Annotated in this window: 9 protein-coding genes; 2 read left to right on the plus strand and 7 right to left on the minus strand. The window is 65.6% G+C overall.

What is annotated here, in order from left to right; translation table 11 throughout:
* The first annotated feature begins 127 nt into the window (after nucleotides 1-127).
* A complete protein-coding gene (locus OPU71_RS07740) occupies nucleotides 128-2,110 on the plus strand; it encodes an acetoacetate--CoA ligase (protein ID WP_267726935.1) in 1,983 nt (660 codons plus the stop codon).
* 53 nt (nucleotides 2,111-2,163) lie between these two features.
* Here the strand turns inward: OPU71_RS07740 and OPU71_RS07745 are convergent, their stop codons facing one another.
* The 7 genes from OPU71_RS07745 to gatC form a co-directional block, all read right to left on the minus strand.
* Nucleotides 2,164-2,727: a cysteine hydrolase family protein gene (locus tag OPU71_RS07745; RefSeq protein ID WP_267726938.1), complete on the minus strand. Its 564-nt coding sequence runs from the start codon at nucleotides 2,725-2,727 to the stop codon at nucleotides 2,164-2,166.
* Nucleotides 2,727-4,190 carry an Asp-tRNA(Asn)/Glu-tRNA(Gln) amidotransferase subunit GatB gene (gene gatB, locus OPU71_RS07750; protein ID WP_267726943.1) on the minus strand — a complete coding sequence of 488 codons (1,464 nt, stop codon included), beginning with the start codon at nucleotides 4,188-4,190 and terminating at the stop codon, nucleotides 2,727-2,729. Before gatB ends, OPU71_RS07745 begins: the two co-directional genes overlap by 1 nt.
* Before the next feature lie 56 nt (nucleotides 4,191-4,246).
* Nucleotides 4,247-4,843: a hypothetical protein gene (locus tag OPU71_RS07755; RefSeq protein WP_267726944.1), complete on the minus strand. Its 597-nt coding sequence runs from the start codon at nucleotides 4,841-4,843 to the stop codon at nucleotides 4,247-4,249.
* A 3-nt stretch (nucleotides 4,844-4,846) separates the two neighbouring features.
* Nucleotides 4,847-5,482 carry a LysE family transporter gene (locus OPU71_RS07760; protein ID WP_267726945.1) on the minus strand — a complete coding sequence of 212 codons (636 nt, stop codon included), beginning with the start codon at nucleotides 5,480-5,482 and terminating at the stop codon, nucleotides 4,847-4,849.
* 119 nt (nucleotides 5,483-5,601) lie between these two features.
* Nucleotides 5,602-7,074, minus strand: coding sequence for an Asp-tRNA(Asn)/Glu-tRNA(Gln) amidotransferase subunit GatA (gene gatA / locus OPU71_RS07765; RefSeq protein ID WP_267726947.1), 1,473 nt, complete (start codon nucleotides 7,072-7,074; stop codon nucleotides 5,602-5,604).
* Between the two features lie 30 nt (nucleotides 7,075-7,104).
* Nucleotides 7,105-8,091 (minus strand): aldo/keto reductase, encoded by a 987-nt coding sequence (locus tag OPU71_RS07770; protein ID WP_267726949.1) that lies wholly within the window; start codon nucleotides 8,089-8,091, stop codon nucleotides 7,105-7,107.
* Nucleotides 8,092-8,103: 12 nt separating this feature from the next.
* Nucleotides 8,104-8,391 carry an Asp-tRNA(Asn)/Glu-tRNA(Gln) amidotransferase subunit GatC gene (gene gatC / locus OPU71_RS07775; protein WP_267726951.1) on the minus strand — a complete coding sequence of 96 codons (288 nt, stop codon included), beginning with the start codon at nucleotides 8,389-8,391 and terminating at the stop codon, nucleotides 8,104-8,106.
* 229 nt (nucleotides 8,392-8,620) lie between these two features.
* On the opposite strand from gatC, the gene OPU71_RS07780 reads away from it, so the two are divergent.
* Nucleotides 8,621-9,664 (plus strand): rod shape-determining protein, encoded by a 1,044-nt coding sequence (locus OPU71_RS07780; RefSeq protein ID WP_267726966.1) that lies wholly within the window; start codon nucleotides 8,621-8,623, stop codon nucleotides 9,662-9,664.
* The last annotated feature ends 64 nt before the right edge of the window (nucleotides 9,665-9,728 follow it).

The raw sequence follows: 9,728 nt of genomic DNA on the forward strand, positions 1-9,728 counted from the left end.
GCCGGATTCGGGGCACTCACCGCCGCGGCGACCTTCGCAAGCGCTTGCAAATAGTCGCCGCAGCGCCTGACACGTCAAGCGAGATCCCCCAAGATCCACGCCAATGACGAATCGCACGGAGACCCCGATGAACGACGAGATCGCCTGGCGCCCCACCGATGCCATGGTCCGCGAGGCCCGCATCACAGCCTTCGGCACCTGGCTGGCGCAAACACGCGGGCTGCAGTTCGCCGATTACGCGCAGATGTGGCAATGGTCGGTGGACGAGCCGGACGCCTTCTGGTCAGCGCTGTGGGACTGGAGCGAGATCCGTTCCGAGGCGCCGCGCGGCCGTGCGCTGGTGGATTCGAAGATGCCCGGCGCCCAGTGGTTCCCGGGTGTGCGGCTCAACTATGTGGATCAGGTTTTCCGCCATGCAACGGCGGCTCGCCCGGCCATCGTGTTCCGCAACGAAAGCGGCGAAACGCGCGAAGTCTCCTGGGCCGCGCTGCAAGCCGAGGTCGCCGCGCTGGCGGCATCGCTGCGTGCGATGGGCATCGGCCCGGGCGACCGTGTCGTCGCCTACCTGCCCAACATCCCCGAAACCGTCACCGCCTTTCTGGCGGTTGCCAGCCTGGGCGCGGTGTGGTCGATCTGTTCGCCCGACATGGGCCGCGTCGCGGTGCTCGACCGCTTCCGCCAGATTGCACCCAAGGCAATGCTCGCGGTGGACGGCTACCGCTACGCCGGCAAGGCGCACGACCGCCGCGAACTGCTAGCCGAGCTGCTGGCCGAATTGCCAACGCTTGAGCACCTGATCCTGCTGCCGCAACTGGCGGCCGATACACCGCCGTCGGGCTTACGCATAGTCAAGAGCTGGGCAACGGCCACCCAGAAGCAGGCGGCGCTCGCACCCGAACCCGTGGCCTTCGACCACCCACTCTGGGTGGTGTACTCGTCGGGCACCACCGGTCTGCCCAAGCCGATCGTGCACGGCCAGGGCGGCGTGGTGATCGAGCATGTGAAGCTCGCCGCGCTGCATCTGGACCTGGGCCCGCAAGACCGCTACCACTGGTTCAGCAGCACCGGCTGGATGATGTGGAACGCGCAGATCGCCGGCCTGCTGGTGGGCGCCACGATCTGCCTCTACGACGGCAGCCCCGGCTACCCGGATCTGGGCGCGCTGTGGCGCTTTGCCGGGGAAGCGCGCGTGAGCTTCTTCGGCGCCGGTGCCGCCTTCTATGCCTCGTGCCAGAAAGCGGATATCCACCCGAACGCACTTGCCGATCTCTCGACTCTGCGCGGGCTGGGTTCCACCGGCTCGCCGCTTTCGCCTGAAAACTACCAGTGGCTGTACGACGCGGTGCGCCAGGACATCTGGATCAACCCGATCTCGGGCGGCACCGACATCGTCAGCGCCTTCGTCGGCGGCGTGCCGACGCTGCCGGTGGTGAGTGGCGAAATGCAGTGCCGCTTCCTTGGCGCCCGCATCGAAGCCTTCGACGAAGCCGGCAAGCCACTCAGCGACGAAGTAGGCGAACTGGTCTGCACCCTGCCGCTGCCATCGATGCCGCTGTATTTCTGGAACGACGACGCGGGGCGCCGCTACCACGACAGCTACTTCGACGTGTATCCCGGCATCTGGCGGCATGGCGACTGGGTGCGCATCACGCCGCGCGGCGGGGTGGTGATCTACGGCCGTTCCGACGCCACGATCAACCGCCACGGCATCCGCATGGGCACGAGCGAGCTCTACCGCGCGGTGGAAGACCTGCCTGAGGTGGTCGACAGCCTCGTCGTCGATCTGGAATACCTTGGCCAGGAATCCTACATGCCGCTCTTCGTCGTGCTGCGCGAGGGCGCGACGCTGACGCCCGAACTCGATGCCCGGATCCGCGAGCGGATCAAGCACGCGCTATCAGCCCGGCATGTGCCGAACGAGCTTTTCCAGGTCGCTGCAATTCCCCGCACGATGTCGGGCAAGAAGATGGAACTGCCGATCAAGAAGCTGCTGATGGGTCAGCCAATCGAAAAGGTCGCCAACCCCGACACGATGGCCAACCCCGAGAGCCTTGCATGGTTCGTCGACTTCGCGCGGCGGCGCGCACAAGGCGGCGACGCGTCCGCCTGAGGGATCACCGGACGGGTGAGGCGCTATGTCGCGATCGGGCGCCGCCCGGGTGATCAGTCCGGGTGGGCTCCGCGCGACGCACCCTCGAACACCACCGCATCGGCCGCGAGCACGGCCGTGCGCGGCCCGAAACTGGAGATCGACGACAGCGTGGCGTTGTGGTGTGCGCGAATCGTTTCAGCGCTGGCGTGCGCTTTGTCGTGCGTGGTGTGCGCATCGCCCACCAGCGTGACCGGGTAGCCGAGCGCCATCGCGCGGCGGGTGGTGGTATCAACGCAAAACTCGGTGGCGTAGCCGCAGATCACCAGATGGTCGACGCCGCGCTCGGCCAACAGGTCGGCCAAGGGTGTGCGCAGGAAGGAATCCGGCGTAGCCTTGCGGACGAAGCAATCGCCCGCCTGCGTTTGCAGTTGTGATTCGAGCTGCCAGCTTTCCGAGCCGTGCGCCAGCAAACCCTCGGCGCGTTCATGCTGGATCCACACCACCGGCGCGCCGGCCGTGCGCGCCTTGGCCGCCAGCGCGTTGATGCGCGCGACGACGAGATCCGCCTCGAAGGGCCGCGGCGCGTCGTCGAACAAACCGCACTGCACGTCGATGACCAGCAGCGCGGGCCGCATCAGGCTGCGCCGAGCTTCTGCTTGAGCAACTCGTTAACCTGCGCCGGCGAAGCCTTGCCACGGCTGGCCTTCATCACCTGGCCGACCAGCGCGTTGAACGCTTTCTCCTTGCCGGCACGGAATTCCTCGACCGACTTCGGGTTGGCAGCGAGCACCTCGTCGATGATCGGTTCGATCGCCGAGAGGTCGGTGACCTGTTTGAGGCCCTGCTTTTCGATCGCCTCGTCAGCGCTCGCAGCCTCGCCGTTCCACAGGGCGTCGAACACTTTCTTGGCCGCAGAGTTCGAGATCGTTGCATCGGCAATACGCGCCAGCATGCCGGCGAGTTGCGCTGGCTTGACCGGCGCGTCGGTGATGTCGCGGCCTTCCTTGTTCAGGCGCGCCGCCAACTCGCCCATGACCCAGTTGGCGGCCGGTTTGGCCGACGCGGCGCCCACCGCAGCAACGGTGTCAACGTAGTACTGCGCCATTTCACGGCTCGCGGTCAGCGTGGCGGCATCGTAGGCGGAGAGCTGGTACGCGTCGCGGAAGCGCGCCTGCAGCGCGGTCGGCAACTCGGGCATCTCGCCCTTCACGCGGGCGATCCAGTCATCGGAGATCACCAGCGGCAGCAGGTCGGGGTCGGGGAAGTAGCGGTAGTCATGCGCGTCTTCCTTGCTGCGCATCGCGCGGGTTTCACCGGCATCCGGGTCGAACAGCACCGTGGCTTGCTGGATCGTGCCGCCGTCTTCCAGCGTTTCGATCTGGTAGGCGATCTCGGCTTCGATCGCTTCCTTCAGGAAGCGGAAGCTGTTGAGGTTCTTCACTTCGCGCCGGGTGCCGAGCTTCTCGGTGCCCTTCTTGCGCACCGATACGTTGGCGTCGCAACGGAAGGAGCCTTCCTGCATGTTGCCGTCGGAAATATCGATCCAGCGCACCAGCGCGTGCAGCGCGCGGGCGTAGGCGACGGCCTCGTCGGACGAGCGCATCACCGGCTCGGTCACGATCTCCAGCAGCGGCGTGCCGGCGCGGTTCAGGTCGATGCCGGACATGCCGTGGAAGTCTTCATGCAGCGACTTTCCAGCGTCTTCTTCAAGGTGCGCGCGGGTCAGCTCGATCACCTTCTCGTAGGCGTTGTCGCCCTCGCCCACCTGCACCGTGATCGTGCCGCCTTCCACCACCGGCAGCTCGTACTGGCTGATCTGGTAGCCCTTCGGCAGGTCGGGGTAGAAGTAGTTCTTGCGCGCGAAGATCGAGCGCGGCGCCACCTTGGCACCAATCGCCAAACCGAATCGGATCGCGCGTTCGACAGCGCCCTTGTTCAGCACCGGCAGCACACCCGGCAAGGCGATGTCGATCGCCGCGGCCTGGCGGTTGGGCTCGGCGCCGAAGGCGGTCGAGCTACCCGAAAAGATCTTCGATTGCGTCGAGAGCTGAACGTGTGTTTCCAGCCCGATAACGACTTCCCAGTCGGCTCTGCTCATGTTCGTTTCCAGTCAAACCGCCCGACCGCGAAAACACGCGGCCGAGGCTTTCCAGTTCAATTGCATCGATTGACCCGCCGGTCGTAGAGCACCGGCAGGATGTAGTCCATCGTCGATGAAGGCTTGCAGTACTGCTCGCAGTTGCTGAAGGCCAGCGTGACCTTGGGCCCCTGCTCCCACATCCGTAGCGTGCAGCGCCCGAAGCGCGCCTTGAGCTCCACCGAGGGCATGCGCTGGGTCTGCGCGAAATCCGGCAGCGCGAATTCGCACACGCCGCCTTGCGGCGTGGCAAGCCGCGCGCGCAGGTATCCCACGTTGCCATCGGCCACCTCGACATCGAGTTGCGCCGTGTGATGGCGTTCGTCGTGCGCGGCGCAGCGGTACTTTGCGGTCAGCGGTTTGGCTTCCATCGGCTTCTTCGGCCGTCCGACAGCCGGCAAGGGCGGCGTCGGCTGGGTTGCCTTGGTGGGGGCTGCCGGCAGCGGGCGATCCGCGCCCTTGCCAGCGGGTGCGCGTTCCGGCACCACGGGCGGCTTCGCCTTCTCGAACACTTCGCCGGGCTCAAGCGGGCCAGGTTTCTGCTCGGTCGCACAGGAACCGAGCAGCACAACCAGCAATACCGCCGTGCCGGCGCCGAATTGATTCCACCGCATGCGTCAGGCCGCTCCGCGTTTGAAGGTGGCGAGCAGCAGACCGGCACCGATGAACAGTGTGCCGAAGAAACGGTTGGTCCAGCGAATATGGTTCGGATCGCGCAGGGCAGCCAGCACCTTGGCGGCGAGCAGGGTGTAGCCGCTCATCACCACCATGTCGGTGAACAGCAGGGTGCCGGCGCAGATGAAGTATTGCGGCGCCTGTGCGGCGTGCGGATCGATGAACTGCGGCAGCACCGCGAGCATGAAGATGATGCCCTTGGGGTTGCTGGCATTGACGAGGAACCCGCGCAGCATCAGCGCACGGCGGCGCACCGGCACGAGCTCGCCGTTCGCGTCAGCCACCATCGGCCGCGGCTCGGCACGCCACTGCTGCACACCGAGCCAGACGAGGTACGCGACGCCAAACCACTTGATCGCATCGAAAGCGAGTTGCGAGGCCGCGAGCACCGCCCCCAGGCCCATCGCGACGATCGCCACCAGCAGCAACACGCCCAGTTGCAGACCAAAGATGTTCCACACCGCGCGGCGAAAACCGTAGCGCAGCCCGGCCGTCATGCACGAGAGCGCGCCCGCGCCGGGCGAGAGACTGATCGCCCAGGCGGCGGCAAAGAAGGCGAGCCAGATTTCGAGCTTCATGAGCTAGTCATCCCTTCACCACAAAGGGCACCAAGAAGCACGAAGGGCCACAAAGGAAAAAATCATCCTTCTTGGTGGCCCTTCGTGGCCCTTTGCATCTTTGTGGTGAGACAGCGATTTCACAGCGCCGGTACCTTGGCGTGGAAGTCGGTGGCCTGCTGGAAGCGGTGTGCGATCTCCAGCATGCGCGCCTCGTCGAAGTAGTTGCCGATCATCTGCAAGCCCACCGGCAAGCCGCCCGCGCCGAATCCGCAGGGAATCGACATCGCAGGCAGGCCGGCGAGGTTGATCGCGACGGTGTAGATATCGGCGAGGTACATCTGCACCGGGTCGTCGGCCATCTGGCCGATCGGCCAGGCGGTGGTCGGGCTGGCCGGGCCGAGCAGCACATCGCACTTCGCGAGCGCAGCCGAGAAGTCCTGCGCGATCAGGCGGCGCAGCTTGAGCGCCTGCAGGTAGTAGGCGTCGTAGTAGCCGTGCGAGAGCACATAGGTGCCGACCATGATGCGGCGCTGCACTTCGCGGCCGAAGCCCTGCGCGCGGCTCTTGCAGTACATCTCCATCAGGTCTTTGTACTGCGCGGCACGGTGTCCGTAGCGCACGCCATCGAAGCGGCTCAGGTTGGAACTGGCCTCGGCCGGCGCGATCACGTAGTAAGCGGGAATCGCCAGTTCGGTCTGCGGCAGGCTCACCTCAACCCGCACCGCGCCGAGCTTTTCCATTTCAACGATGGCCGTTTCGATTGCAGCACGCACGTCGGCCGCGAGGCCATCACCGAAGTATTCCTTCGGCACGCCCAGGCGCACGCCAGCCAAGGGCTTGGCCGGGTCAGCCGGCACTTTCGCGAGCAGGCGGGTGTAGTCCTCGGTCTCGCGTTCGGCCGAGGTCGAGTCCTTTTCGTCGAAGCCGGCGAAGGCGTTGAGCAGCAGCGCGCAGTCTTCGGCGCTCTTCGCAAACGGGCCGCCCTGATCGAGCGAAGACGCGTAAGCCACCATGCCCCAGCGCGACACCGCGCCGTAGGTCGGCTTGAGGCCGGTTACGCCGCACAGTGACGCCGGCTGGCGGATCGAGCCGCCGGTGTCGGTGCCGGTAATCGCTGGCGCCAGGCGCGCCGCCACGGCTGCGGCCGAACCGCCGGACGAACCGCCCGGAACGCGCGACAGATCCCACGGGTTCTTCACCACGCCGTAGGCGGAGTTCTCGTTGGTGGAGCCCATCGCGAATTCGTCGCAGTTGGTTTTGCCGAGCATCACGGTGCCGGCCGCCTTGAGGCGCGCGACGACCGTGGCGTCGTACGGGCTGACGAAGTTCTCCAGCATCTTCGAACCGCAGGTCGTCAGCACGCCTTCGGTACAGAAGATGTCCTTGTGCGCGATCGGGATGCCCGCAAGCGGACCCACTGCCCCGGCTGCGCGCGCGGCATCGGCTGCAGCCGCCTGCACCAGCGCGCCGTCACGATCGACGGTGATGAAGGCATTGAGCGCCGGGTTCAGCGCGGCGATGCGATCCAGGAAAGTCTGCGTCAGCTCGACGCAGGAAAACTGTTTTGCCGAGAGGCCGGCAGCAAGCTGATTGAGGCTCAGTTCAAGCACGTTCGGGTTCCGTAAAGCAGCGCCGCCGAATCACCAGAGGTGGTGAACCGAGGGCTTGATCAATCGTTCGTAGATGTCGCGCACCGCCGCCATCTCGGCGTCGCTGAGCGCACGCAGGCCAGTCGCAGCGAGGTTGGCATCGAGTTGTTCGGGGCGTGAGGCGCCAGGAATGACGCAGCCGACCTGCGGGAACATCAAGACCCAGCGCAGCGCCCATAGCGCCAGCGGCGTGTGGTCCGGGAACACCCGCTTGAGTTCCTCGACCGCCTGCAGACCCAAGTCGTAGGGCACGCCGGAGAAGGTTTCGCCCTTGTCGAAGGCGGCGCCATCGCGATTGAACTGGCGGTGGTCTTCGGCGCCGAACTGCGTGCTGGCCGAGAACTTGCCCGACAGCAGCCCGCTGGCGAGCGGCACCCGCACGATCACGCCGATATCGCGCTTGGCTGCCTGCTCGAAGAACAAGCCGGCCGGGCGGTGGCGGAACATGTTGAAGATGATCTGCACCGTCGTGACGTTCGGAAACTCGATCGCCTTCAAGGCCTCTTCGACTTTCTCGACGCTGACGCCCAAGTTGAGGATCTTGCCCTCGCGCTTGAGATCGTCGAACAGGCCGAAGATCTCGGGGCGGTAGAACACCTCGGTCGGCGGGCAGTGAAGCTGTATCAGATCGAGCGCTTCGAGCCCGGTGTTCTTCAGGCTCGCCTCGACAAAGCCACGCAGGCGTTCAACGGTGTAACCGGCATTCACATGCGGCGAAATCTGGCGGCCGCACTTGGTTGCGACGAACACGCGCTCGCTGCGCGCGCGCACGACCCGGCCGACCGCAGCTTCCGACAAGCCGCCGGAATACACGTCGGCGGTGTCGATGAAGTTGATCCCGGATTCAATCGCGCGATGGAGGATGGCCTCGGCGTTCGCGTCGGAAAACGCATCGCCCCAGCGCCCGCCCACCTGCCAGGTGCCGAGCGCGAGTTCGGACACCTCAAAACCGGTCTTGCCCAGTCTGCGCAGCCGCATGACAGCCCCTTTTTATTCGATCACTTTGGGTACGAGGTAGAGCCCGTCCTCAGCCTGCGGTGCGACGGCCTGATAGGCGTCTCTGCGATCGGTTTCGGTGGCGCGATCTTCGCGCAAGCGCTGAGCCAACGCCTGCGGGTGGTACAAAGGCTCGACACCGGCGGTATCCACCGCCTGCATGCGTTCGATGAGGCCGAAGATCCCGTTGAGTTTCTCCAGCGAGGCCGCGGCCTCCTGATCGTCGAGCTCAAGGCGGGCGAGCCGCGCGATGCGGTGAACGTCGTCGTGGGTCAGCGACATGGCCGGAATTTCATTCAAAACAAGGAATTGAATAGGTTATCATAGACCCTTTACCCGCCCTAGCCGGACGGGTGCTGGGCGCCGTTCAACAACGGCATGCGGCAGCGCAGGAGGTCGCCCCCTGCCGGAAAGCCGCCCCGGTTTGCGATACCCGCAACCGGTCATGCGTCACAAGGACGCACCCGCACCGCCACCGGGCAGCCCCACACAAACACGGATTCTTCAAGACATGTTCGGATTTCTGCGCTCTTATTTTTCGAACGATCTCGCGATCGACCTCGGCACCGCCAACACCCTGATTTATGTCCGTGGACGCGGCATCGTGCTCGATGAGCCGTCTGTCGTCGCCATCCGCACCGAAGGCGGCCCGAACGCCAAGAAAACGATCCAGGCCGTCGGCGCGCAAGCCAAGCAGATGCTCGGCAAGACGCCGGGCAACATCACCGCGATCCGCCCGATGAAGGATGGCGTGATCGCCGACTTCACCGTCACCGAGCAGATGCTCAAGCAGTTCATCAAGAAGGTGCATCCGTCGTCGATGCTCGCACCCAGCCCGCGCATCATCATCTGCGTACCCTGCGGTTCGACCCAGGTTGAGCGCCGCGCGATCCGCGAATCCGCCCTCGGCGCGGGCGCCTCGCAAGTCTTCCTGATCGAGGAGCCGATGGCTGCGGCGATCGGCGCCGGTCTGCCAGTTGCGGATGCAACCGGTTCGATGGTGGTCGACATCGGCGGTGGCACCACCGAAGTGGGCGTCATCGCGCTGGGCGGAACGGTGTTCGCCAGTTCGGTGCGCGTTGGCGGCGACAAGTTCGACGAAGCCATCGTCAACTACATCCGCCGCAACTACGGCATGCTGATCGGCGAAACCACCGCCGAGAACATCAAAAAGGAAATCGGCTCCGCCTTCCCCGGTTCGGAAGTGCGCGAGATGGAAGTCAAGGGTCGCAACCTTGCCGAAGGCATCCCGCGCGGCTTCACGATCTCGAGCAACGAGATCCTCGAAGCGCTCGCCGATCCGCTCAACTCCATCGTCTCTGCCGTCAAGACCGCGCTCGAGCAGACCCCGCCGGAACTGGGCGCGGACATCGCCGAACGCGGCATGGTGCTGACCGGCGGCGGCGCGCTGCTGCGCGATCTTGATCGCCTGCTGATGGAAGAGACCGGCCTGCCGGTCATCGTGGCGGACGATCCGCTCACTTGCGTGGTTCGCGGCTCCGGCATGGCGCTTGAGAAGATGGACAAGCTGGGCAACATTTTCGCCAGCGAATAAGCACCGGACAGGGCATTCTGCAGGGCCGGGGGGGGGGGGGGGGGGGGGGGGGGGGGGGGGGGGG

The organism is Niveibacterium sp. 24ML (genome assembly GCF_026586805.1).
Lineage (GTDB): Bacteria > Pseudomonadota > Gammaproteobacteria > Burkholderiales > Rhodocyclaceae > Niveibacterium.

Excerpts from the sequence above, each read along its gene's own strand:
- OPU71_RS07740 (WP_267726935.1), top strand. The coding sequence starts at position 128 with ATGAACGACGAGATCGCCTGGCGCCCCACCGATGCCATGGTCCGCGAG.
- OPU71_RS07745 (WP_267726938.1), bottom strand. The coding sequence starts at position 2,727 with ATGCGGCCCGCGCTGCTGGTCATCGACGTGCAGTGCGGTTTGTTCGAC.
- gatB (WP_267726943.1), bottom strand. The coding sequence starts at position 4,190 with ATGAGCAGAGCCGACTGGGAAGTCGTTATCGGGCTGGAAACACACGTT.
- OPU71_RS07755 (WP_267726944.1), bottom strand. The coding sequence starts at position 4,843 with ATGCGGTGGAATCAATTCGGCGCCGGCACGGCGGTATTGCTGGTTGTG.
- OPU71_RS07760 (WP_267726945.1), bottom strand. The coding sequence starts at position 5,482 with ATGAAGCTCGAAATCTGGCTCGCCTTCTTTGCCGCCGCCTGGGCGATC.
- OPU71_RS07770 (WP_267726949.1), bottom strand. The coding sequence starts at position 8,091 with ATGCGGCTGCGCAGACTGGGCAAGACCGGTTTTGAGGTGTCCGAACTC.
- gatC (WP_267726951.1), bottom strand. The coding sequence starts at position 8,391 with ATGTCGCTGACCCACGACGACGTTCACCGCATCGCGCGGCTCGCCCGC.
- OPU71_RS07780 (WP_267726966.1), top strand. The coding sequence starts at position 8,621 with ATGTTCGGATTTCTGCGCTCTTATTTTTCGAACGATCTCGCGATCGAC.